The 24,309-nt window shown below is 29.0% G+C and carries 20 protein-coding genes; 17 read left to right on the forward strand and 3 right to left on the reverse strand.

The window, feature by feature from the left end:
• The first annotated feature begins 137 nt into the window (after window positions 1-137).
• On the forward strand, window positions 138-2,921 hold the full coding sequence (locus tag NSA01_RS08360) for an Ig-like domain-containing protein (protein WP_257481016.1): 2,784 nt from the start codon (window positions 138-140) through the stop codon (window positions 2,919-2,921).
• A gap of 56 nt (window positions 2,922-2,977) precedes the next feature.
• On the opposite strand, the gene NSA01_RS08365 is transcribed toward NSA01_RS08360, so the two are convergent.
• Complete coding sequence (locus NSA01_RS08365; protein WP_257481017.1) at window positions 2,978-3,112, reverse strand: hypothetical protein; 135 nt, start codon at window positions 3,110-3,112, stop codon at window positions 2,978-2,980.
• A gap of 310 nt (window positions 3,113-3,422) precedes the next feature.
• On the opposite strand from NSA01_RS08365, the gene NSA01_RS08370 reads away from it, so the two are divergent.
• The 16 genes from NSA01_RS08370 (at window position 3,423) to NSA01_RS08445 (ending at window position 21,414) form a co-directional block, all read left to right on the forward strand.
• Complete coding sequence (locus NSA01_RS08370) at window positions 3,423-5,522, forward strand: DUF6020 family protein (RefSeq protein WP_257481018.1); 2,100 nt, start codon at window positions 3,423-3,425, stop codon at window positions 5,520-5,522.
• A gap of 2 nt (window positions 5,523-5,524) precedes the next feature.
• On the forward strand, window positions 5,525-6,226 hold the full coding sequence (locus NSA01_RS08375) for a glycosyltransferase family 2 protein (RefSeq protein ID WP_257481019.1): 702 nt from the start codon (window positions 5,525-5,527) through the stop codon (window positions 6,224-6,226).
• A gap of 4 nt (window positions 6,227-6,230) precedes the next feature.
• Window positions 6,231-6,602 (forward strand): DUF2304 domain-containing protein, encoded by a 372-nt coding sequence (locus NSA01_RS08380; RefSeq protein WP_257481020.1) that lies wholly within the window; start codon window positions 6,231-6,233, stop codon window positions 6,600-6,602.
• Window positions 6,603-6,620: 18 nt separating this feature from the next.
• Window positions 6,621-7,055, forward strand: coding sequence for a GtrA family protein (locus tag NSA01_RS08385; RefSeq protein WP_257481021.1), 435 nt, complete (start codon window positions 6,621-6,623; stop codon window positions 7,053-7,055).
• Window positions 7,056-7,139: 84 nt separating this feature from the next.
• A complete protein-coding gene (locus tag NSA01_RS08390) occupies window positions 7,140-9,227 on the forward strand; it encodes a DUF6020 family protein (RefSeq protein WP_257481022.1) in 2,088 nt (695 codons plus the stop codon).
• A 376-nt stretch (window positions 9,228-9,603) separates the two neighbouring features.
• Complete coding sequence (locus tag NSA01_RS08395; protein ID WP_257481023.1) at window positions 9,604-11,706, forward strand: DUF6020 family protein; 2,103 nt, start codon at window positions 9,604-9,606, stop codon at window positions 11,704-11,706.
• Window positions 11,707-11,708: 2 nt separating this feature from the next.
• Window positions 11,709-12,410, forward strand: coding sequence for a glycosyltransferase family 2 protein (locus NSA01_RS08400; RefSeq protein ID WP_257481019.1), 702 nt, complete (start codon window positions 11,709-11,711; stop codon window positions 12,408-12,410).
• Window positions 12,411-12,414: 4 nt separating this feature from the next.
• The gene (locus tag NSA01_RS08405) at window positions 12,415-12,786 is read left to right on the forward strand and encodes a DUF2304 domain-containing protein (protein WP_257481020.1); all 372 of its coding nucleotides are present in this window, start codon (window positions 12,415-12,417) and stop codon (window positions 12,784-12,786) included.
• 173 nt (window positions 12,787-12,959) lie between these two features.
• A complete protein-coding gene (locus NSA01_RS08410) occupies window positions 12,960-14,195 on the forward strand; it encodes an aminopeptidase P family protein (RefSeq protein ID WP_257481024.1) in 1,236 nt (411 codons plus the stop codon).
• Between the two features lie 31 nt (window positions 14,196-14,226).
• A complete protein-coding gene (locus NSA01_RS08415; protein ID WP_257481025.1) occupies window positions 14,227-15,396 on the forward strand; it encodes a cation:proton antiporter in 1,170 nt (389 codons plus the stop codon).
• 14 nt (window positions 15,397-15,410) lie between these two features.
• Window positions 15,411-18,035, forward strand: coding sequence for an alanine--tRNA ligase (gene alaS / locus NSA01_RS08420; RefSeq protein WP_257481026.1), 2,625 nt, complete (start codon window positions 15,411-15,413; stop codon window positions 18,033-18,035).
• Between the two features lie 74 nt (window positions 18,036-18,109).
• Window positions 18,110-18,379 carry an IreB family regulatory phosphoprotein gene (locus NSA01_RS08425; protein WP_257481027.1) on the forward strand — a complete coding sequence of 90 codons (270 nt, stop codon included), beginning with the start codon at window positions 18,110-18,112 and terminating at the stop codon, window positions 18,377-18,379.
• Window positions 18,380-18,481: 102 nt separating this feature from the next.
• Window positions 18,482-18,916 (forward strand): Holliday junction resolvase RuvX, encoded by a 435-nt coding sequence (ruvX, locus tag NSA01_RS08430; protein WP_257481028.1) that lies wholly within the window; start codon window positions 18,482-18,484, stop codon window positions 18,914-18,916.
• On the forward strand, window positions 18,917-19,162 hold the full coding sequence (locus NSA01_RS08435; RefSeq protein ID WP_257481029.1) for a DUF1292 domain-containing protein: 246 nt from the start codon (window positions 18,917-18,919) through the stop codon (window positions 19,160-19,162).
• An 8-nt stretch (window positions 19,163-19,170) separates the two neighbouring features.
• Window positions 19,171-21,036 carry a ribonuclease J gene (locus NSA01_RS08440; RefSeq protein WP_257481030.1) on the forward strand — a complete coding sequence of 622 codons (1,866 nt, stop codon included), beginning with the start codon at window positions 19,171-19,173 and terminating at the stop codon, window positions 21,034-21,036.
• 18 nt (window positions 21,037-21,054) lie between these two features.
• Window positions 21,055-21,414, forward strand: a complete 360-nt coding sequence (locus NSA01_RS08445; RefSeq protein ID WP_257481031.1) for a YlbF family regulator — start codon at window positions 21,055-21,057, stop codon at window positions 21,412-21,414.
• A 120-nt stretch (window positions 21,415-21,534) separates the two neighbouring features.
• Here the strand turns inward: NSA01_RS08445 and NSA01_RS08450 are convergent, their stop codons facing one another.
• Complete coding sequence (locus NSA01_RS08450) at window positions 21,535-22,011, reverse strand: hypothetical protein (protein ID WP_257481032.1); 477 nt, start codon at window positions 22,009-22,011, stop codon at window positions 21,535-21,537.
• 105 nt (window positions 22,012-22,116) lie between these two features.
• The gene (gene abc-f, locus NSA01_RS08455; RefSeq protein WP_257481033.1) at window positions 22,117-23,598 is read right to left on the reverse strand and encodes a ribosomal protection-like ABC-F family protein; all 1,482 of its coding nucleotides are present in this window, start codon (window positions 23,596-23,598) and stop codon (window positions 22,117-22,119) included.
• Window positions 23,599-24,309: the final 711 nt, after the last annotated feature.

Consider the following 24,309-nt stretch of genomic DNA (forward strand, 5'->3'; position numbering starts at 1 on the left):
AAAAAGACCCTTTATATAAAAGGGTCTTTTTTATTTAATTAAATAAGCATATAAAAATTGTCTAATTGTGTCATAAAGTAAGATTTTTTTTACAAAAACTATAGGTTTAGTATCAATTTGAGAAAAGGGGAGATACAATGAAAAAATCAAAACGATTTATTGCCGTTTTATTAGCTTTGATGCTGATGATTACGATAGTCCCTTCTCTATCTTTTGCTATGGATGAAGATGGAGAAATGATGTCACAAGAACAGACAGTTGTTTCTGATGAAGTGAAGAATGCTGATGATTCTGAGGTTGTGGATGTAACAAAAAATGAAGCAGATAAAAATGCAATCGATGAAGAAAAAAATAATAATAAGTCAAGTGATGAAAAGAGTGTTCAATCGGATGTAAAGAAATCTACATCGGTAAAAGAGTCTAAATCATCGACTCCATATTATTATATAGAATATAAACAAGAAAAAGTAAACTATACTAATGTAGAAGTATATATACCTATGTATGATAAGCTTACTCAAAAAGGTTATGCGGATAAAGCAAAGGTAGTTGCGACAATGTCTTACGCAGGGCAGACAACTAAATCATATAACAATACTATCACGCTTTCATCTTTATCGGCAAAATCAGGGAAAGTGAGTATAAAATTTCCTGCATATGGTAAGTGGAATGTAAAAACCGAGTTTTATAAAGGTTCTAAAAAAGTTTATACCACTAAAAATACTAATATTGGTATAAAGGCAGAAGAGTATAATTTAGCGTCACTTTGCGGTACTTTTCCTGTAACATATGCAACACTCAAATTGTGGGATATAACCAAAAACGCGTCTGGGGATCCGATTCCAACATTCATGGTTTTAGAAAGACCATATTCATATGACTGGAATGAATTGCCGGAAAATGTTTACGAAGTTCCATATATTAAAAATCCAAATCATACAAAATGGGAAAGCATTGCACCGAGAACAGCTAATCAGATGGCAGCTTATGTAAAAGATTTATATTCATTGGATAATAATGCAAAGTTCCATTTGTATAGTGTAGATATTTATTCTTATACAATACTTGCACTTTTCTATAAAAACAGAATACCCGAAAGTAATTTTGAAGTAACGATGCTCTCTGACGGTACAGGTTCATATTGGCCATTCAACAGTGTATTCAATGTTGCTAATCCTCAAGACAGATATAATGAAATGAAGCAAACTTGGGAAAATTTGAAGAAAGAAGCTTACGATACACAAAAAATTCCTGATTTAAGCAAGATCCCATACACTAATGGAGCTACTACTACAGGCTTGATTTATTATCCTTATGTTATAGCAAAAGAAGAAGGCTATGAATGGTGGGTTGCAAGAACTGATGCTTTTAATATACAAAATGCTGATATGCTTTCAGATGTAAAAAGTGTAGCTACCAGAGTAAACATAAATGATTTATTGAATGCATTGAAAGCAAAAGGATTAAGGACAGAACTTGAATTCAAGGCTTTATATAATTTTAACGACAGTTATTTTGAAAAAGCAGAAAAGGAAAATAAAAAAGTTATGCTGTTCTTAGGTACAACAGTAGGTAATACTGTTAATGTAGCAGGTAAAGAACAGGATTTTAAAGATTATGCAAGATTTACAATGGCATATTATGGAGATAAATATATTTATTATTATAAAGGACATCCTGCAACACCTACCGATTTATATCAGTGGAAGCAAGATGAACTAAAGAATTTGGATGTTATAGATATTGAATCCGCAATGGCTGCAGAGCTTATATTATATTTTTATCCTGATGCTTACTTAAGCGGATATTCTACATCCGTATTCGAAAATACAAATGATGTAGATAAAAAATGCGGTTTGTTTAATTGTACAAAATCTGCTTCTTCCAGTTTTGTATACGGAAAAGATATGGATTATTATTGTTCAAAAATAACAGCTTCCAGCGAAGAGTCCATAAAAAAATTATGTTCTGGCGCAAGCAGTGATTTTAAGGGATTTTATTTAATAGAATTTAATGACAATGTTTCCAAATCTTTTAATACGGCAATTTGGAATGCAAATAATTCTACAATAACATATTACCAAAAAGATGGAAATAATTATAAGTTCGTTAAAAAAGAAGATTCTGTTAAGTCAAGAAACATAACTACCGCTAAGACAACGTATACAGTTTATGCTGGTGCAAAACCTTTCTCTTTATCTGCCAAAACAACAGGCACTGCTGATTTCAGTTATAAATCCAGTAATACAAATATTGCTACTGTTAATTCGAACGGCGTAGTTACTCCTAAAAAGCCTGGAAAAGTAACAATAAGAATAGATGTTGCGGCTACGGGATTTTATAAAAACGCTTCTAAGGATGTTACGATTATTGTAAAATCAAAAGAAAGAAAAATAACTACAAGTAAATCAACATATAAAATTTATGTAGGTGCAAAAAGATTTCCTTTATTTGCTAAGACTATCGGATCAAGTTCTTTTAGTTATACATCCAGTAATAAAAACGTTGCTAATGTTAGTTCTAAAGGTATAGTCGTTCCTAAAAATCCGGGAAAAGTAACAATAAAAATAAATGTTAAAGCTTCAGGAATTTATGATAAAGCTTTTAAGAATGTTAATGTTATTGTAGCACCTAAAAAAGGTAAAATAACAAAATTAATTTCTAAAGGGAATAAAAGGTTAGGTGTGCGATTTGCTAAAGATATCAAGAGCAGTGGATATCAAATTGTAGTTGCAAGAAATAAACGTTTTACACAAAATAAGAAAACGATAAATGTTAAATCATATAAAACAACAGGGGTTAATTTTTCTAAGTTAAAATCAAAAAGCAAATATTATGTAAGAGTAAGATCTTATAAAACTATTTCAGGAAAAAAATATTACGGACCTTGGAGTAGTGTAAAAGCAATAAGAACAAGATAATAAAAAAGAGAGATTTATTCTCTCTTTTTTATTTAATATAATTTAATGCGTTAACATTATCTGTTTTGGTTGTTGTTTTTATTAGATTGGTTATTATTATTTTTGTTAGATTGATTTTGTTCATTCTTATTAGATTGGTTTTGGTTGTTTTTATTAGATTGATTTTGATTGTTTTGATTTTTATTACTCATTTTAATAATCTCCTTTTCTTTATTTTCTAATTATATTATTACCTGAATTGAAAATTATATAGTAGGAAATTTTAGGTTATTTATTTAAATTGAATTTTATATCATGTCAAAAACTGTACTTAATGTAACAAATCAAAATAAGTAAATATATTTTATATATGAAATATATTTATAGATATTATAACATGTAATAATTACAATATCTTATATTTGTTATTTTTTTATTCTAACATAATTTTATCAAAAAGTACAGTATATGTAACAAAATTTGTATTGTTTTTTATATACTTTATATTTAATGGAGGGAATTATGAATAAGCGAAGAAGAATACTATACTTCAAAAATATTATTCTTATTTTATTATCTTTTTTTTGTGGTTTTTCATTTTTATTTAATTTAAAAGGTCATACTTCAATATCTATAACAAGATTTTTAAATGATCACAATATCAGTGTTAATGTAATAACTAAAGTATTCTCAGACTTATTTATATCTGTAAATAAAAATATAATAATTTATTTAATTATATGTGTTTTTATATTTTTACTTATAAAATTTTATTTTGAAAATATTAGATTAACAAAAAAAGAGATAATAGTTATATCATTACTAAGTGTTATGTTTTCTGTATTTTGTTATTTATTTGATATTTTGAATAAGGAGTTAATAACAAATTATATTATTTTAAGATTTTGGATAAAAATACTTGGATTATCATTGATTTTATATTGTTCAATTTCAATTATTTATAAAAATATTGATAAATTTGTATATAAAAATTTTGATAATAAAAAAGTTATAGAAAATAAAAAGAAAATTATTATTGGTAGTTTCTTATTTATATTGGCATGTTGGATACCTTATATAATCTCTCATTATCCTGCTATGTTTATGGGAGATACTGTTGATCAGTTAAGGCAGATAATAGGGCTTACCAATAAAACTTTACTGTATGTTAGTGATCCCATAAATCCAAATGTTGTTATAAATGACAGTAATCCTGTTTTTTTAACATTTATAATATCTATTTTTGTTAAAATGGGTCAATTATTGGGAAATATTAATTATGGTTTTTTCTTATATGTAGTTATTCAAGTATTTATGAGTATTAGCTTGTTTAGCTATTCAATATACTTTGGAGTAAAAAAAGGTATAAATAAATATTTATGTATATTGGGATTATTGTTTTATTCTCTATTTCCAATGTTTCCAATGTATGCAGTGACCATAGTAAAAAACATGATTTTTGGTATATTTTATTTTATATATTTATTTATGTTTTATGAAATTATATATAATTCAGAAAAAAGTTTAGGTAATAAAGTATTTTTAATTAAGTTTGTCATTTGTCAGTTATTAATGATGTTATTTATAAAACATGGTATATATATTGTTTTATTATCGGGAATTGTGCTAATAATAAATAAAAAACAATACTGGAAAAAGCTTGCAATTAGTTTATTTGTTCCTTTATTTATATTCCAAGTATTATTTACAAATTTACTTCTTCCTTATTTGGGAATATCTAAAGGGAAATCAGCTGAAATGTATAGTATTCCTTTTCAGCAAACGGGATTATATGTTAAAAAGCATGAAAATGAAATAACAAAAGATGAAAAAGAAGCAATAAATAGTTCCCTTTATTATAATAGAATAAAAGAAAAATATAATCCTATACTTTCAGACGGAATGAAAGATGCTTCATTTAGGCAAAATTGCAGCAGTGAAGACTTAATTGCTTATTTTAAAATATGGTTTAAAATGTTTTTTAAACATCCATTAACCTATTTTCAAGCAACTTATATGAATAATGCAGGATATTTTAATCCTAAATATAAGCCTAAACTATATTATAAAGAAAATAATATGGATAGAGCTACAACCTATATGTGTGCCGGCAAAGTATTTTGGGGTAACAATCATAAAATTAATTATGAATATTCAGTTAAGGGATCGGATAAAAAATATGTTACTGATAGTGTGACAAAAATAAAGATTGACAGAAGTAATAGGAATATATTTTATATAGATAAAAAAACTAAAAAAATAATAGAATTGGAGCCTAGTAATAAGATATGGCTTCAATTTGAAAATCCATTTAAACATGTACGTAGTATATTATATAAAATAACTTCAAAACTTCAAGGTATCACTATTATAAAATATTTTTTCGGATTGGGTACTTATGCTTGGATATGTATTTTAATTATAGTTTTTGGAATTCTTAAAAAGAAAAAAGATTTAATACTGTTTATGGTTCCAACTATAGCCAGTTATTTAATAATGATAGCAGGTCCCTATGCAGGATTTAGGTATGCATATCCTATTGTACAAAGTATATTTTTATTAATAGTAGTAGCAATAAAAGAATTAAATAATAATGAAGAATTAAGGAAAATAAAAGAATAAAAATGAAAGTTTTAGTAATAATACCGGCATATAATGAAAGTAAAAGTATAGAAAAAGTTTTAATGGAATTAAAAGAAAATAATCCTTCTATTGACTACTTAGTAATAAATGATTGTTCAAAAGATAATACCAAAGAAGTTCTTGATAGAATAAATGCTAATTACCTGGACTTGCCCTTAAATTTAGGAATTGGAGGTGGAGTACAATCCGGTTATATCTATGCCAAAGAAAATAATTATGATATAGTAATACAGCTCGATGGTGACGGACAGCATGATTCATCTTATATCAAAGAGGCAATAAAACCTATTGTTAATGATGAAGCAGACTGTGTCATAGGTTCTAGATTTATAAATAATGAGGGATTTCAATCGTCTTTTTTAAGGCGAATGGGAATAAAGTTTTTAAGTTTTCTTATAAAGTTTTGTTGTGGTGTAAAGATATATGATGTAACAAGTGGATTTAGGGCTGTAAACAGAGAAATGATAGAATTATTTTCATATGATTATGCATCAGATTATCCCGAGCCTGAAGCCATAGTTACGGCTAGTATAAATGGTTTTAGATTAAAAGAATTCCCTGTAATCATGAGGGAGAGAGTAGAAGGCGAAAGTTCCATAAAAAGCTTTAAGTCCATTTATTTTATGATTAAAGTATCTTTAGCAATAATAATAAAAAGATTATCAGGTAAGGTAAGAGGTTAATAATATGAACGGTACACTTAGAATTGTAATGGTTATAGCAATTTTAATATATTTTGTATGTATAATACATTTATTAAAGAAGGAAAGATTAAATTTAAAATATTCATTGTTGTGGTTACTATCTGGATTGCTGATGTTATTTGTTGTGATTTTTCCCGAGTTTATAAGATTGATAATTCATAAAATGGGAATATTAGAATTGACCAATGGTGTATTTGCGATTACAATATTCCTTATAATTATATTGCTTATGTCAATAACATCAATAGTATCTACATTAAACAATAGAAGCAGATCTTTAGTACAAAGATGTGCACTGTATGAAAAGAGAATTAGAATCTTGGAACATCAAATAGAAGAGTTGAAAAATAAGTAAAAGGATTAAAATATATTTATGAATATTTTAAAAGAGTACTACGAAAAATATAAGGAATTAATTTTATATCTTGTCTTTGGAGTTGGTACAACTGTAGTTAATTGGGCTTCTTATTGTATATGTATTAAATATGTAGGGATTAATATTTTTATTTCAAATATATTATCATGGGTTTTTGCTACAATATTTGCATTTATTACAAATAAAATATGGGTTTTTGATAGTAAAAGATGGGATATCAATATATTTTGTAAAGAATTGTTTTTATTTGTTTCTACTCGCTTAGGTACAGGTGCTTTTGAAATTTTATTTGTTCCTATATTAATTAATCTAGGTTTAAATCAAATGATTTTTGGAATAGAAGGAATGCTTTCAAAGATTATTGTAAGTATTACGGTAGTTATTTTAAATTATGTTTTTAGTAAACTATTAATTTTTAAAGATAAAAAGTAGTAATTAAATAATTACGAATGTACTTTTATATTTATTTCTATAGAAATATAAAGTATATTTATTTTTGTATGTGGAGAAAGTAAATTGAATAAAAAGTATAAAATAAAATATTTTTTTATATTGCTTTTATCATTTATTTCATCAATATCATTGATAATAAATGTAAAGCCTGTAAAAATGAAAACAATAAATAATTTTTTAGCTAATAACAATTTAAGTTATAATACCATAAATAAAGTATTAATTGATTTTAAATTTTCATTAACTTATGAAAATATTATTTTATTAGGTTTTTTATTTTTATCTATTTTAATTCTATTTTGTTATGTAAATAAAAAATATAGTGTTAATAGAAGTGAAAAAATTTGTTTTTTTATATTAAGTTTTGTGTTTTCTTTCTTTGTTATTTATTCTAAAATAGTTTATTTAGACACGATATATAAGGTAATCATTTTGAAGTCTCTAGTAAAAATGGTTGGTTTATCTTTTTTATTTTACAATATGATAATTTTATTGTATAAAAATATTTTTTGTTTATTCGAAAATAGTTTAAATAATAATTTTATTTTAAATAAAAGAAATAAAATTATTTTATTTAGTGCACTAATTATATTTTTTTGCTGGTTACCATATATAATTGCTTATTATCCCGGAATATTAATGGATGATAGTGTTGACCAAATTAGACAAATATTTGGGCTTACGAATGTTACTTATTTAAGGATTTCTAATCCATTATCTCCAAGCATTTTTATAAATGATAGTAATCCCGTTTTTAATACATTTTTATTATCCATTTTTATTAAATTGGGACAACTTATTAATAATTTAGGATTTGGAGTATTCTTATTTTCTATAATTCAAGTTTTTATAAATATTTTGGTATTTTCGTACAGTTTATATTTTATTTTAAATCTTGGCGTAAATAAAAAAGTTGTATTTTTTGTTTTAATTTTTTACTCTTTATTTCCATTAATTCCTATGTATTCATATACATTATGTAAAACATCATTATTTGGTGCCTTTTATTTGATGTATATTATGATGTTTTTTAAACTGGCGTATAATGTTAAAGACAATATAAATAATAAAAATTTTTTATTTTATTTTGCGATAATAGAACTATTAATGATGTTACTTATTAAACATGGAATTTATATAGTACTTTTAAGTGGTATTGGTTTATTATTTTATAAATTTAAATATTGGAAAAAAATAAGTTTAGTATTAACTATACCTATTTTAATTTTTCAAATTTTATTTACAAGTATGTTATTACCTGCACTTGGAATTTCAAAAGGCAAGTCAGCAGAGATGTATAGTATTCCTTTTCAGCAAACAGCTAGATATGTTACTTATTATGGTAATGAGGTGACTTCAAGTGAAAAAGAAACTATTAATAAAGTTTTAATTTATAATAAAATTGTAAAAAATTATAATCCTACTAAATCCGATGGTATAAAGGATAGATCATATAGGTCTAATCATACATTAAATGACATGAAATCTTATATAAGAGTATGGTTTAAGATGTTTTTTAAGCATCCTCTATGTTACTTTGATGCTACATTTATAAATAATGTTTCATATTTTGATCCAAATGAAAAAGTATGGTTTTATTATAAAGATAAGGATATGGAAAGAAGTACAAAATTCTTAGTATCAGACGATGTGTTTTTATCAGATACAGGGGCCACCATGAGAACTTACTCTGTCAAAGATACAAATCAAAAAATAATCTTAAGCTATAAAGATGTATTAAATAATACTGAATTAAATAAAAATGAAAAGACTTTGATATACAAAGATAAGAAAACAAAAAAGGAATATGAATTAAAAAATAATAACAATTTATGGATTAGTTCAAATGTAAAATTTGATTCTTTTAGAGATATGTTATTTGAATTAACTAATATTGCCAGTAAAATTCCGGGAATAGGTTTATTCTTCTCTATGGCAAGTTATACTTGGATATTTATTGTTTTATTAGGCTTTGCTTTTTTTAAAAGAGATAAAAATACTATATTATTTTTAATACCTACAATCGTTAATTACTTAATATTAATAGCAGGTCCTTATGCCGGATTTAGATATTTATATCCATTATTACAGTCATTTTTTATAATAATATTCGTGGTTTTTCAAAAGTTATTTATTAAAAATTTTAGATAAATCATTAAGTAATTAGGTTTAAGAATATTTTATAACTAAAATTATAAGCAAGTTTAATAAAAATATTAATAATTAATAAAAAAGAGAGATTAAATCTCTTTTTTTATTATCATCAAAATTAAAACAAATTTATTAATTTTGATTAAATCTTTTCATTTGGGAAAAAATAAATTCATTTAAAATTATAAAAAACTGTACTTTTTGGTAGAAATATGATAGTATATTTTAGTAATAAAATTATTACTGTAAATAAGATATAAAGTCATATAAACTAGATTTTTAATACAAAGGAAATAAAATAATAGCGTAAATTTTAATTTATCAAAAAGTACAGATTTTGGTTTATATGATTAATATTTAATTAAGGAGATTAATTATGCTGATTAAATATAAAAAGAGTAAAAAAAAGAATTTATTGTATATTTTATTATCTATTTTAAGTTCGTTATCATTGGTAATTAGTTTAGAAAGTCATTCAAAAAAACAAATTTTACAATTTCTAAGAGATCAGAATATTGTTTCAAATTTAATAACAAGAATATTTTCTGATATTTGGCTTTCGATTTCAACAGGTCCGTTGTTTTGTTTTTTTATTTTTATATCAGTTTTTATGTTAATTTATTATACATTTAAACATTATAATTTAAATAAAAAAGAAACGATAGCGTTGGTAAGTATAAGTATAATATTATCTTTCTTTTTATTCTTATTTCAAATTCTGAATAGAGAAATTATCACAAATTATATTATTTTAAGATTTTCTTTAAAAATAATAGGTTATTCTTTAATTTTATACTGTTTAATAACCATAATATTTAAAAACTTAAAATTTTTATTAGATTACAACTTTTCTAAAGCAACAATTGTGAAAAATAAAAAAAAGATTATTATTTATTGTTCAATATTTATTTTTGCTTGCTGGATACCATATATCATTGCTTATTATCCTGCTATGTTGAATTTAGATACTGTAGATCAAATAAGACAAATTTATGGTCTTAGTAACTTTTCATTTTTACGTACGTCTGTTCAGTTATCTCCAAATATTGTAATTAATGATAGCCACCCAGTATTTTTAACATTTATTATTTCGATTTTTTTAAACATAGGAAAATTGTTTAATAGTCTTAATTTTGGAATGTTTCTTTTTGTATTAATTAAAGTTTGTATTAGCTTATATTTGTTCAGTTATTTAATATATTTTAGTTTAGAAAAAGGAATTAACAGATATGTATGTTTATTTGGTTTGATTTTTTATTCTATTTTACCTTTATTCCCTATGGCAGCAATTACAATAGTTAAAAATTATATATTTGGAATCTTCTATTTAATTTATTTGTTAATGTTCTATAAATTAGTATTTAATACTGATGAAGTTGTAAATAATAAAAAATTTCTTATATGTTTTTCTGTATGTCAATTGTTTATAATGTCAATTGTTAAACATGGTATATATGTTTCAGCAATAACCGGTATGATTTTAATACTTTACAGGAAAAAACATTGGAAGAACCTTACATTTAGCATATTTATACCAATATTTATATTTCAAGTATTATTTTCAAGTATTTTACTTCCTTCTCTTGGTATATCTAAAGGGAAATCAGCTGAAATGTATAGTATACCTTTTCAACAAACTGGATTATATATTACTAAACATGGTGAAGAAGTGACGAGTGAAGAAAAGCAAAATATAAATAAAGTACTTTACTATGATAGAATAAAAAAGAATTATAATCCTACAATGTCTGATGGTATTAAAGATTTTTCTTACAGAGCGGATTGTACTGGTAAAGATAAATCGTCCTATTTTAAAACTTGGTTTAAAATGTTTTTTAAACATCCTTTGACATACTTTCAAGCTACTTATATGAATAATGCTAATTATTTTAACCCAAATTCTTTGACCTTTTTATATTATAGTGATTATGAAATGGATAGGTGTTTAAAATATATGTATGCAAACAAAATTAAATTAACTGATAATTCAACATTTCAATATATATACAATATTAAAAAGACTAAAAATGAATATTCACCTGAAAATGTATATACTGATATTAAAATAAATAGAGAAAAAAAATATTTGTATTATATAGATAAAAAGACAAACGAAAAAGTTGAATTATCATCAAAACATAATATTTGGATAACACCTCTAGAATCTTTAAAAGGAATAAGAGATGTGCTTCTTTCTTTAACAACATTAATGAAAAAAATCCCTGGCATAAATATTTTTATGGGATTGGGTACTTATGCTTGGATATGTATTTTAATTATAGTTTTTGGAATTCTTAAAAAGAAAAAAGATTTAATACTGTTTATGGTTCCAACTATAGCCAGTTATTTAATAATGATAGCAGGTCCCTATGCAGGATTTAGGTATGCATATCCTATTGTACAAAGTATATTTTTATTAATAGTAGTAGCAATAAAAGAATTAAATAATAATGAAGAATTAAGGAAAATAAAAGAATAAAAATGAAAGTTTTAGTAATAATACCGGCATATAATGAAAGTAAAAGTATAGAAAAAGTTTTAATGGAATTAAAAGAAAATAATCCTTCTATTGACTACTTAGTAATAAATGATTGTTCAAAAGATAATACCAAAGAAGTTCTTGATAGAATAAATGCTAATTACCTGGACTTGCCCTTAAATTTAGGAATTGGAGGTGGAGTACAATCCGGTTATATCTATGCCAAAGAAAATAATTATGATATAGTAATACAGCTCGATGGTGACGGACAGCATGATTCATCTTATATCAAAGAGGCAATAAAACCTATTGTTAATGATGAAGCAGACTGTGTCATAGGTTCTAGATTTATAAATAATGAGGGATTTCAATCGTCTTTTTTAAGGCGAATGGGAATAAAGTTTTTAAGTTTTCTTATAAAGTTTTGTTGTGGTGTAAAGATATATGATGTAACAAGTGGATTTAGGGCTGTAAACAGAGAAATGATAGAATTATTTTCATATGATTATGCATCAGATTATCCCGAGCCTGAAGCCATAGTTACGGCTAGTATAAATGGTTTTAGATTAAAAGAATTCCCTGTAATCATGAGGGAGAGAGTAGAAGGCGAAAGTTCCATAAAAAGCTTTAAGTCCATTTATTTTATGATTAAAGTATCTTTAGCAATAATAATAAAAAGATTATCAGGTAAGGTAAGAGGTTAATAATATGAACGGTACACTTAGAATTGTAATGGTTATAGCAATTTTAATATATTTTGTATGTATAATACATTTATTAAAGAAGGAAAGATTAAATTTAAAATATTCATTGTTGTGGTTACTATCTGGATTGCTGATGTTATTTGTTGTGATTTTTCCCGAGTTTATAAGATTGATAATTCATAAAATGGGAATATTAGAATTGACCAATGGTGTATTTGCGATTACAATATTCCTTATAATTATATTGCTTATGTCAATAACATCAATAGTATCTACATTAAACAATAGAAGCAGATCTTTAGTACAAAGATGTGCACTGTATGAAAAGAGAATTAGAATCTTGGAACATCAAATAGAAGAGTTGAAAAATAAGTAAAATAATATAAATATAATTGAATTGGTTTATTAATTAATATGAATTTAAAATGTATAAAATAAAAAGCCTATTAAATCGGGGCTTTTTATTTTTATAGTTTTTATATTCTTGATAAAAAAACTTTACTATGGTAAAATAAATAAGTTAATTACAAAGGAAAAAAGAGGCATTTTATGAATAATATAGATTTAAAAAACAGAAGGAAAAAAGTCCTTGATTATATGGAAAATAATTCAGCGGCGATAATTTTTTCCGGAGAATTGATAAAAAGCGAAAACGGTAATGATTATGAGTTTGAAGTAAACAGAGATTTTTATTATCTTACGGGGATTGATGAAGAAAATTCTATTCTTTTATTATATAAGGAAAATGAAAATATTGAAGAAAAGCTGTTTATTCCAAAGAATGATGAGAAGTCTTCAAAATGGACGGGGGTAAAGTTAAGCGTTCCCGAAACGATGGCAATAAGCGGTATCGAAAAAGTCTTATACCTTGGAGAGTTTGAAAAATATATAAACGATATAGGAAACAGACAAGACCTTCAAAGGATATATTCATTGATAGACGAGACAAATAACGATGAGAATTATAATTTAAATCTTAGGATGTTTAAACAAATGTATAAGGTTTTTGATAATGTAGAATTTTATAATTTAAAAAGATGTTTGAATGAACTTAGAGAAGTCAAGAACCAATATGAAGTTAAATGTATTTATGAAGGTGCAAAAAATTTAAAAACAGCTATTAACATGGCTATGAAAATCACAAAACCGGGGATAAAAGAAGCTGAAATCGCTGCTACAATAGATTATGTATCAAGAAAAAACGGAGATACAATACCTTTCCCGACTATAGTAGCGAGCGGTAAAAATGCTACTACTCTTCATTATATAAAATGCAGAGATAAAGTCAAAGAAGGTGATTTGGTTTTACTTGACTGCGGGAGCGGTGTAGATAAGTACAGTGCCGATGTAAGCAGGACTTATCCTGTAAGCGGTAAATTTACTAAACTTCAGAAAGTATTATACGATTTGGTTTTAAGAGCCAATAAAGCTGTTATAGAGAATGTTAAACCCGGAGTGACACTGTCAAAGTTAAATGATATAGTCATAGATATTTATGAAGACGGTCTAAGAGAACTTGGGCTTATAAAAACGAGAGAAGAAGTCAATGATTATTATTATCACTTCGTATCTCATTTTATCGGACTTAACTGCCATGACCCTTTTGAAAAAGATAAACCTCTGGTTCCCGGAAATGTCATTACCGTTGAACCCGGTCTTTATTTTGAAAAAGAAGGTATCGGGATAAGGATAGAAGATAATGTTCTTGTTACAAATGACGGATATGCTCTTTTAACTAAGGATATAATCAAAGAAGCAGAAGATATAGAAGCTTTTATGAATTAAGCAAAGGAAAGTTGTTAACTGGGGTGTAGAAATGGATGAATTATTAACTCTCGGAGTATTTATTGCATGCGGTTTTATTGCAAGTAAGATTTGCGGTAAGTTCAGACTGCCTGCTGTGACGGGGTATTTATTAGCCGGGCTTATTCTGGGGGTATCGTTTTTTAGCGTAGTTCCGAAAAATATACTTACAGAGCTTAACTTTTTGCAGGATATAGCTCTTGGATTTATAGCCTTTAATATAGGAGAGAGTTTTAATATAGATAAGATAAAAAGCCTTGGCAGCGGGGTAGTGCTTATAACAATCGTTCAGGCGAGCGTTACGATCATCGTTGTTACTCTCGGTGTATTTTTAGCTACCTCTGATTTACCTTTATCGATAGTGTTCGGTGCTCTTTCCGCCGCTACGGCTCCTGCCGCAACGGTAAATGTCATCAAGCAGTATAAAGCTAAGGGTAAACTTACCAATACCATACTTACCGTTGTAGCGTTGGATGATGCGGTTTGTCTGTTTCTTTTCAGTATCGCATGTGCGGTTTCCGAATCGATGATAAACGGGCATTTCAATCTGTACAGTGCACTTATTTCACCTCTTATAGAGATAGTGTTGTCTCTTGGTATAGGTGCAGTTATCGGTATAGCATTCTGTTTTGTTGAAAGAAAAATCAGAAGGGATAAGTCACAAGTCCTTATTATAAGCTGTGCTTCGGTCCTTGTAGGAACGGGGCTTGGTATTTATTTTGAATTATCGTCTATTTTGATTTGTATGGCTGTGGGAAGCGTTATTGCAAATTACTGTTCAAGATATGACAGAGTATTTGCTCTTACCGAAGAAGCGGTAAACCCTATATATGTGATTTTCTTTGTTCTTGCAGGCTACAGCCTTGATTTAAAGGTCGTACTGAGTCTCGGACTTATCGGTATAGCTTTTGTCGTTTCAAGGTTTATAGGTAAGATACTCGGTGCATTCCTCGGATGTGAAATGGCAAGGACAGATAAAGTCACAAGGAATTATCTCGGTATGGGTTTGATGCCTATGGCGGGAGTCGGCGTCGGACTGGCTGTTGCGGCTGCAAGGATGATGCCCGATTACGGTCCATTGTTTTTAAATATAATAATGGGCGCAACATTTATTTTTGAAATCACAGGTCCTATACTTACGGCAAAAGGACTTAAAAAATCAGGAGATATAAGTATTAAATAATTTGGGAGAAATATATGGAAAAATATTCATTAAACGAACTTAGAAAAATGTTTTTGGAATTCTATGAAAGCAAAGGACATTTAAGGCTTGAGAGCTTTTCTTTGGTGCCTCATAACGATAAAAGCCTGCTACTTATAAATTCGGGAATGGCACCTTTAAAACCATATTTTATAGGTGAAGAAGTCCCTCCGAAGAAAAGAGTGACTACATGTCAAAAGTGTATCAGGACACCTGATATAGATAACGTAGGTAAGACTGCCAGACACGGTACTTTTTTTGAAATGCTGGGTAATTTCTCATTTGGTGACTACTTTAAAAAAGAAGCTATAGCTTTTGCATGGGAATTCCTAACCGAAAAAATCGGTTTGGATAAGGACAAGCTTTATGTTTCGGTTTATGAAAATGATGATGAAGCAGCAGAAATTTGGAAAAATGATATCGGACTTACGGATGATAGGATAACAAGGCTAGGTAAAGAAGATAACTTTTGGGAAATCGGTTTGGGACCATGCGGACCATGCAGTGAAATATATGTGGACAGGGGAGAAGAATACGGCTGTGACATCCCTACCTGCGGTGTAGGCTGTGACTGTGACAGATATATGGAAGTATGGAACCTTGTGTTCACTCAGTTCGATAAGGATAAAGAAGGTAATTACAACAAACTCGAACATCCTAATATCGATACGGGTATGGGACTTGAAAGACTTGCCGCATACGTTCAGGAAGTGGACAATATTTTTGAAGTGGATACTATCAGATATATCCTTGATTATATATGTGAAATATCAGGCAAGAAATATGGTGAAAACGAAAATGACGATGTTTCAATAAGAGTTATCACCGACCATATCAGAAGCAGTGTATTCATGGCAAGTGACGGTATTCTGACTTCCAACGAAGGAAGGGGATACGTTCTTAAGAGGATTTTAAGAAGAGCAATGAGACACGGGAAACTTCTCGGTATCGAAGGTCATTTTATGGAAGGCGTTGCCAAAAAGGTAATTGAAATTTCAGGAGAAGCTTATCCAGCTTTAAAAGAAAAAGAAACTACCATATTAAAGCTTATAAATATCGAAGAAGAAAAGTTCAATGAAACGGTAAATCAAGGTCTAAGCATGATCGACGAACTTATCGAAAATCTAAAGGGAGATACTTTAGACGGTCTAGATGCTTTCAAATTATATGATACTTACGGTTTCCCTCTTGAACTGACAGAAGAGATACTCGAAGAAAAAGGACTTAAAGTAGATAAGGACGGTTTTGAAAAGGCAATGCAGGAACAAAAGGATAAGGCGAGAAATGCCAGAAGCAACAAAGAAATCGTCAGCTATAAAGGTGATTTGACAAACTTTATCGCAAATCTTCCAAGCACCGAATTTACCGGATATGAAAGCCTTTCCGATAAAGGTAAGATAATCGAAATCATTAAAGATAATGAAGCTATGGATACATTGAACGAAGGCGAAAGCGGACTTGTTATCTTCGACAGGACACCTTTCTACGCTACAAGCGGGGGACAGGTTCACGATATCGGTAAGATAGAAGATGATAAAGTAAACGCTAAAGTCAAAAGCGTAACAAAAAGCGGAGATAAATTCGTTCATGAAGTGGAAATCATTTCCGGAAGTCTCGAAGCGGATAAAGAGTACAGTATGACGGTGGATAAACAAAACAGACTAAATACCGAGAGAAATCACTCCGCTACTCATCTTCTTCATAAAGCCTTAAAAGAAGTGTTGGGTGAACATGTAAATCAGGCGGGTTCTTATGTTGACAGTGAAAGGCTTAGATTTGACTTTTCTCACTTTGAAAAAGTTACTAATGAAGAACTTGATGAAATAGAAAGAAGAGTTAACGCCGAAATCTTAAATAAAGATGAAGTAAATTATTTTGAAACAAATATAGATGAAGCCAGGAAGCTTGGTGCTACCGCTTTATTCGGTGAAAAGTACGGAAGTAAGGTAAGAGTAGTTAAAATGGGGGATTATTCCATAGAGCTTTGCGGCGGCTGTCATGTAAATAATACAAATGATATAAGTATGTTTAAGATACTTTCCGAAAGTTCCGTTGCAAGCGGAGTAAGAAGGATAGAAGCCATAACGGGAAAATGTGCTATCGAAGAAAGTTTGGAAAAATATCATGAGCTTCAGACAATAAAAGACAAATTAAGACTAAATAATAATAATATAATAGAAAAAGTAGATGAACTACTAAATAAGAACAAATCTTTATTAAAAGAACTTGAAGCATTCAGAAAAGAAGCAAATAAAGATGTTGTTTCGGGCATCATAGACAATGCTTTTGATGTAAATGGAACAAAATGTGTATTTGCAAAAGTAGACGGTCTTAATATGAATGATCTTAGAGAACTTAGTGATAAAGTCAAAGATAAGGTCGAAAACGTGATTGTATTCCTAGTTAGCGTGTCGGGAGAAAAAGGATTTATGATTGCTTCCGCGTCTAAAGAGACAGTCAAAAGCGGATTTAACTGCGGTAAGTTCATTAAAGACGTTGCAGTAAGTATCGGAAGCGGCGGAGGCGGAAGACCCGATATGGCTCAGGCAGGGATAAAAGACATTTCAAAAGCGGATATGGCTTTAGAAAATGCAAAAGGATTTATTAAAGAAAGATTATAAATTGTTAAGAAAACAATAAAAAACTTGAATAATTATAATTTATAATGTAAAATTTATTATAGGTAGGTGATATTATGGGAACAAGTAACAGTAATAGCAATTATACAATGCAGTTCAGCGTGGATAACGATCGTTCAAAACTTATAGAAGAAACTATCAAAAAAGTAAAAGCGGCATTGGAAGAAAAAGGATACAATCCTGTCAATCAATTAGTAGGTTATATAATGAGTGGAGACCCAACATATATTACCTCTTATAAAGATGCGAGAAAGCTTATAAGACAAATCGAGAGAGATGAGATTTTAGAGCTCGTTTTGTATAAGTATTTAATGGATTGTGAATAGTAAAAGTACGTTTAAATAAAACTGAAAATTTTTATACTAAAACCTACTTATTTAAAACATAAGTAGGTTTTAGTTGCTATTTGTAAAAAGAAGGAGAAATTGTTGAAGAAAAGGATATTAGCTCTTGATTACGGAGACAGCCGTATAGGTGTTGCCGTAAGCGATGCACTGCATATCACCGCACAGGGAATATGTGTGATAAAGAGGACAAAGAACATAGAAGAAGACATTGAAAAGATAAAAAAATACATAAAAGAATATGACACAGGACTTGTTATCTTGGGTCATCCTTTGAATTTAAGCGGTGAGAGAGGCACAAGAGCCTTGGTCACCGAAGAATTTTGTGATATTTTAAAAGGAAAAATAGATATCCCCGTTGAACTCTGGGATGAAAGGCTTTCCACAAAAGAAGCCGAGAGAGCTTTGGAAGCCGGCGGAGTCAACTGGAGAAAAAAAAGAGAAGTAATTGATATGATGGCTGCACAGATTATTTTATCATCATATCTTGATTATAATAATAATTTAGGAGGTTTTTAAATGAGTGAAGAACAACAAATAGACGTGATCGTTCTAAAGAACGAAGAAGGGGAAGAGATTTCTTTTTTAGTGGAAGATGAATTTGAATTTGAAGATAAGTCATATTTGGTTTTATATGAAGAAGATAATGATGAGGATGCGTATCTATTCATTATCGAAGAAGAAGACGAAGATAATTTAGTGGTTAAAGAAGTTACGGACGAGGACGAATTTAATAGAGTTAGTGAGTTTTACTACAGCGAGTAAGGTATAAAATGGCATTTAGAAATAATAATTTTGAAGCAACACCTTTAACAAATGTAAAACAAATTGAAACGGAAGAAAAAACATTGCTTCCGAAACAAAAAAAAGAAACTAACACTACTAATGAGACTAAGTCCAGAACAAGAAGAAATACTAACCAAAGAAGGAAACCAAGACCGGTCAAAAAAGACGATAATAAGAAGACAAATAACAATCAGCCGGCTAAAAAATTAAAAGTCATCCCACTGGGAGGACTTGGCGAAATCGGTAAGAACCTTACGGTTTTTGAAACCGAAGACGATATCGTTATAGTTGACTGCGGTCTTAAATTCCCCGATGAAGATATGTACGGTATCGATATAGTAATACCTGAATTTACGTATCTCATCGAAAACAGAAATAAAATAAGAGGTCTTTTTATAACACATGGTCATGAAGACCATATTGGAGCTATCCCTTATTTATTGAAACAGATAAATATCCCTATCTACGGAACGAAGCTTACAATAGGTTTACTGAAAAGAAAACTTACAGAGCACGGGCTTGACGAGAGTGCCAAGCTTCATATAGTAAAACAAGGTCATATAGTTAAGGTAAAAGGTTTCAGTGTTGAATTCGTAACATCGAACCATTCCATACCCGACAGCTGTGCGCTTTATATCAAGTCAAACTGCGGAACGGTTTTCCATACAGGGGACTTCAAAGTGGATTATACACCTGTAGACAATCAGCAGATTGACCTTCAAAGAATGGCTGCAATAGGTGCGGAAGGTGTAGATTTACTCATAGCCGACAGTACCAATGCGGAAAGAGACGGACATGCAAAATCGGAAGCAAGCGTAGGGAAGACTTTTAATACGCTTTTCAAAGAAGGTGCTAACAAGAGGATAATCCTTGCTACATTTGCTACGAATGTCCATAGGGTCCAGCAGGTATTTGACGCTGCAAAGAAATTCAAAAGAAAAGTAGCGATAAGCGGAAGAAGTATGGTGAATGTTATCGGAGTTGCAAAAGAGCTTAAGTATCTTAAATTCAACGATAACATCATGATTGAACTCAATGACGTAGATAATTATGCTCCCGAACAAGTAGTGATTTTAACTACGGGTTCACAGGGAGAGCCTATGGCTGCACTTAGCAGGATGGCTAACGGTGAACACAGACAGTTTAAAATAACGAATGAAGATTATGTAATAATCTCCGCTACACCTATACCGGGTAATGAAAAAACAGTTGCGGATGTAATAAATAATTTATTTGAGCTTGGAGCGGATGTGGTATATCAAGGTGCAGAAGGTATACACGTTTCGGGACATGCTCAAAAAGAAGAATTGAAATTGATGCATTCCATTATCAAACCTAAATATTTCATGCCTGCCCACGGCGAATATAAAATGCTTTCAAAGCATAAAGATTTAGCTATGGAACTTGGTATGAAAGAAGAAAATATTTTCGTTATGAAAAACGGAGATATACTTGAAATAGGCGATAAAGCAAAAGTAAACGGAGAAGCTCCGAACGGACTTATAATGATAGACGGTCTCGGTATAGGAGACGTCGGAAACATAGTCCTAAAGGACAGAAAAAAACTAAGCGAAGACGGTCTTTTCGTTGTAGTTGTTTCTCTTACCAAAGAGAGAGTCGTAAGCGGTCCGGGTATCGTATCTCGTGGATTTGTATACATGAGAGAAAGTGAAGAGCTTTTAAACGGTGCTAAAGATAAGGCTAAGAAAGTATTAAATAAGTATAAAGACAGATTATTTGACTATAACAGCATTAAAGCTGATATGAAATATGAGCTTGAGAAGTATTTATATGATAATACTAAGCGCAGACCTATGATTTTACCTATACTTATGTATGTTAAAATAGATTAATTTATAGGAGGAATTATAATGAATGTTTATGACAAGGCTAATGATTTAGCAAAGGCAATCAAGGAAAGCGATGAATTTAAAAGGTATAAGGATGCTGCGGTAAAAGTAGACCAAAACGAAGAACATAAAAAGATGATAAAGAATTTTATGGATTTTCAATATGAATTCTATTTGGCTCAAATGAAAGGCGAACAGCCCGACGAAAAAAGAGTCGAAGAATTTAATATACTTTACAGCACTATATCAAACATATCCGATATCAAAGAATTCATGGAAGCTCAAATGTTCTTCGCGAGGGTTATGGAGGATATCCAAAAGACCGTTGCGGAAGCGAGCGATACGGGGCTTGCGTTCTTAAATGAATTGGTAGGTAAATAATCAAAAGCAGTAAGCTTAGCTTGCTGCTTTTTTATGTGTCGATTTCATAGAAAAATATTTCATTATTACCTTCATCATATACAATCATGGAAATATCAAAGGAACATGCATTATCTAAATCTACATCTTTAATGGACTTATATTTCCCTCCGGATAGTCTCCTGCATTTCTGTCAATCAAATAATAGTAGCCTTTTTTTATTTCCTCTGGGAAAGTCACGACTGTTTTACTTATATAGTATTCCTCAGATCCTATTTCTATATCTTCATCATCACTAAAGTATTCTTTTATAAGTTTTTTTATGTTATTTGTCACAGGCAATTTATTTACACTTTTCTTAAAAAAGGTTTTTCTAAATTCTTTATTTCCTTTATCCGATAATTTTAATACTCCGTAAGTCATCCCATCTCCGAGAAAACCTCCATGAGTATTTTTATAGTATATTATTGCACTGTCACTCGGGATAGGCATTTTCATCCTGTCTGCAATTTCTGATACTTGATTAACTTCATCTGTAAAAATAGGGAGATTAAAAAATCCGTTGATTGCAAGTATAGTTACAATAAAATAGAGTATGACTTTTATTTTTTTATTCATAATTTCCTCCCCAATAAATTATAAACTTGAAAGGAAATAATATCTAGATAATTAATTATTATATAATATTATTAATATAATTATAATGCTATTTTAAGGATAATTTTATCCCAGTTCCACCACCTTACTTCCGACCTTCTCTATAAAAGTCTTATCATGTTCCACTATTATCATGGTTGGTTTGTATTTTAAGATAACGTCTTCGATTTGCATTCTTGAAAAAACATCTATGAAATTCAGAGGTTCGTCCCATATATAAAGGTTTGCTCTCTCCGTAAGGCTCTTTGCTATAAGGACTTTCTTCTTCTGCCCGGAACTTAAATCTTCCAAATTCTTTTCAAATTCCGACCTTTCAAAGTCTAATTTCCTAAGATTTGTTTTAAAAATCGTCTCGTCTATACCGTTATTAAAGCAGAAATCCTTGAAACTGCCCTTTAAAAAAGATATATCCTGAGAAATATAGGATATTTTTAGTCTGCTTCCCTTATATAAATCTCCCGAGTATTTTATATCCTCACCTAAAATCAGTTTTAAAATACTCGATTTACCCGAACCGTTTTTTCCTCTTAAGATAACTCTGTCACCATTATTTATATCAAAAGTAACGTCATGGACTGCTTCTTTATCGTCATAATATATTTTTAAATGGTTGAGCCTCAAAAGCAGATTTGTATGATATTCACTTCCCACTATTTTTAAATCTTCCTGTTTCTCGATATTCTTAAGAAGCTTCGATTTTTCTTCTATGGAAGCATTCCTCCTTTTTTCTATTGCCTTTGCCCTTTGCATCATTTTTGCGGATTTATGTCCTATAAAACCTCTGTCCGGTCTTAAACCTGAAATTCTTTTGTTATACTTTGTCTTTTCAACTTCATTTGACCAGCCGGTAGTTCTTCTGGCTGCCTCTGTTAACTCGGATATTTCACTTTTGAGTTTTTCGTTTTGTGTAAGTTCAAATTTATCTTCCTTTTCTTTATTGATAAAGTAAGAAGAAAAATTTCCTTTTTGTATATCTATTTTATTTCTGTTTATTGATATTATATGGTCTACGGAGTTATCCAAAAGAGTTCTGTCGTGGGATACCAGTATAAATCCTTTTTTTGAATGCAAATATTTTGTAAGCTTTTCTCTAGCTTCCATATCCAAGTGGTTTGTCGGCTCGTCTATAAGTAAAAAGCTGTTTTCCTTTGTAAACAATGAAGCCAGCATTATTTTTACTCTTTCTCCGCTACTCAAGATATAAAATGGTCTATATAATACTTCTTCATCTACACTCAGTAAGTTGAGTTCCTTAGATATCTGCCAGTATTCGTAGTTAGGGTTGATATCTTCAACTATTTCTATTGCCATTTTACTTATATCCTCTATTTCAAAGGAGAAATATTCAAAGTTTACTTTTGTATTTATTGTTCCTTTATAATCATACTTGCCCATGAGCAGATTTAAAAAAGTGGTCTTACCTCTTCCGTTTCTTCCTATAAGCCCTAGTTTCCATGTTGAATCTATATTAATACTCACATTTTCGAATATATTTTCATATGTCCCGTCGTAAGTAAAAGTTAAATTGTTTATATTTATTATTGACATATAATTACCTCCTTTAAATTAATAAAACCGCAAGAAAATCAATTCTTGCGGTCTAATAGCAGGTAAGCAGATAATAAATATATCATACCCATATTTTATATATGACTAATAGATTTGAAAGAATATGTGATTTTCTTGCTTTTAACATACAAAAATTAAGATACTAAAAAATAATATTATTTTGTATGTTTCCTTTTTTACTAGCAAGAAAAATTAAACATCCTTTCATCTCCAATCTTTTTTTATTTCTAAAATGAATATAGCATTACTTTTTATTTTTGTCAATGAATATTTTCTTTAATAAAAAAAAACATTCAAGGGGCGCTACCCCTAAAACCCCATCAATATTTTCCAAAAACTAATTCACAAATATTGATAAAGAAAATTTGCTCATGTTATTTAACATGCTAAAGCATGTCTAAGTTTAATTTGTTAAACTTAGTAAAATTTCTTTGAAATCTTAAAATAGTCACAATTTCCACTCAAGCCGCGGTGGTGGCTTAAAGCGACTGGATAAATTAAAGGAAGCCTCAAATATTGCTGACGCAAATTCGCTCATGTTGTTTATCCGTCAAAAGATTGTATATATTTTATAAATAAAATTTGTCTATTTCTTCAAAATAGTAAACAATCAAAGCTGCCCGAATTTTATGAAACAGTTGCTTCCCTTCCTCCTATAAATAAAAGTTTTATCTTATATTAATGTTAATA

Origin of the sequence: Anaerofustis stercorihominis (assembly GCF_024623185.1) — a bacterium.
Classification (GTDB): Bacteria; Bacillota; Clostridia; order Eubacteriales; family Anaerofustaceae; genus Anaerofustis.

Excerpts from the sequence above, each read along its gene's own strand:
- NSA01_RS08375 (WP_257481019.1), top strand. The coding sequence starts at position 5,525 with ATGAAAGTTTTAGTAATAATACCGGCATATAATGAAAGTAAAAGTATA.
- NSA01_RS08365 (WP_257481017.1), bottom strand. The coding sequence starts at position 3,112 with ATGAGTAATAAAAATCAAAACAATCAAAATCAATCTAATAAAAACAAC.
- NSA01_RS08410 (WP_257481024.1), top strand. The coding sequence starts at position 12,960 with ATGAATAATATAGATTTAAAAAACAGAAGGAAAAAAGTCCTTGATTAT.
- NSA01_RS08395 (WP_257481023.1), top strand. The coding sequence starts at position 9,604 with ATGCTGATTAAATATAAAAAGAGTAAAAAAAAGAATTTATTGTATATT.
- NSA01_RS08400 (WP_257481019.1), top strand. The coding sequence starts at position 11,709 with ATGAAAGTTTTAGTAATAATACCGGCATATAATGAAAGTAAAAGTATA.
- NSA01_RS08445 (WP_257481031.1), top strand. The coding sequence starts at position 21,055 with ATGAATGTTTATGACAAGGCTAATGATTTAGCAAAGGCAATCAAGGAA.
- NSA01_RS08425 (WP_257481027.1), top strand. The coding sequence starts at position 18,110 with ATGGGAACAAGTAACAGTAATAGCAATTATACAATGCAGTTCAGCGTG.
- alaS (WP_257481026.1), top strand. The coding sequence starts at position 15,411 with ATGGAAAAATATTCATTAAACGAACTTAGAAAAATGTTTTTGGAATTC.
- NSA01_RS08440 (WP_257481030.1), top strand. The coding sequence starts at position 19,171 with ATGGCATTTAGAAATAATAATTTTGAAGCAACACCTTTAACAAATGTA.
- NSA01_RS08385 (WP_257481021.1), top strand. The coding sequence starts at position 6,621 with ATGAATATTTTAAAAGAGTACTACGAAAAATATAAGGAATTAATTTTA.
- NSA01_RS08415 (WP_257481025.1), top strand. The coding sequence starts at position 14,227 with ATGGATGAATTATTAACTCTCGGAGTATTTATTGCATGCGGTTTTATT.
- NSA01_RS08370 (WP_257481018.1), top strand. The coding sequence starts at position 3,423 with ATGAATAAGCGAAGAAGAATACTATACTTCAAAAATATTATTCTTATT.
- NSA01_RS08435 (WP_257481029.1), top strand. The coding sequence starts at position 18,917 with ATGAGTGAAGAACAACAAATAGACGTGATCGTTCTAAAGAACGAAGAA.
- NSA01_RS08360 (WP_257481016.1), top strand. The coding sequence starts at position 138 with ATGAAAAAATCAAAACGATTTATTGCCGTTTTATTAGCTTTGATGCTG.
- NSA01_RS08405 (WP_257481020.1), top strand. The coding sequence starts at position 12,415 with ATGAACGGTACACTTAGAATTGTAATGGTTATAGCAATTTTAATATAT.
- NSA01_RS08450 (WP_257481032.1), bottom strand. The coding sequence starts at position 22,011 with ATGAATAAAAAAATAAAAGTCATACTCTATTTTATTGTAACTATACTT.
- NSA01_RS08380 (WP_257481020.1), top strand. The coding sequence starts at position 6,231 with ATGAACGGTACACTTAGAATTGTAATGGTTATAGCAATTTTAATATAT.
- abc-f (WP_257481033.1), bottom strand. The coding sequence starts at position 23,598 with ATGTCAATAATAAATATAAACAATTTAACTTTTACTTACGACGGGACA.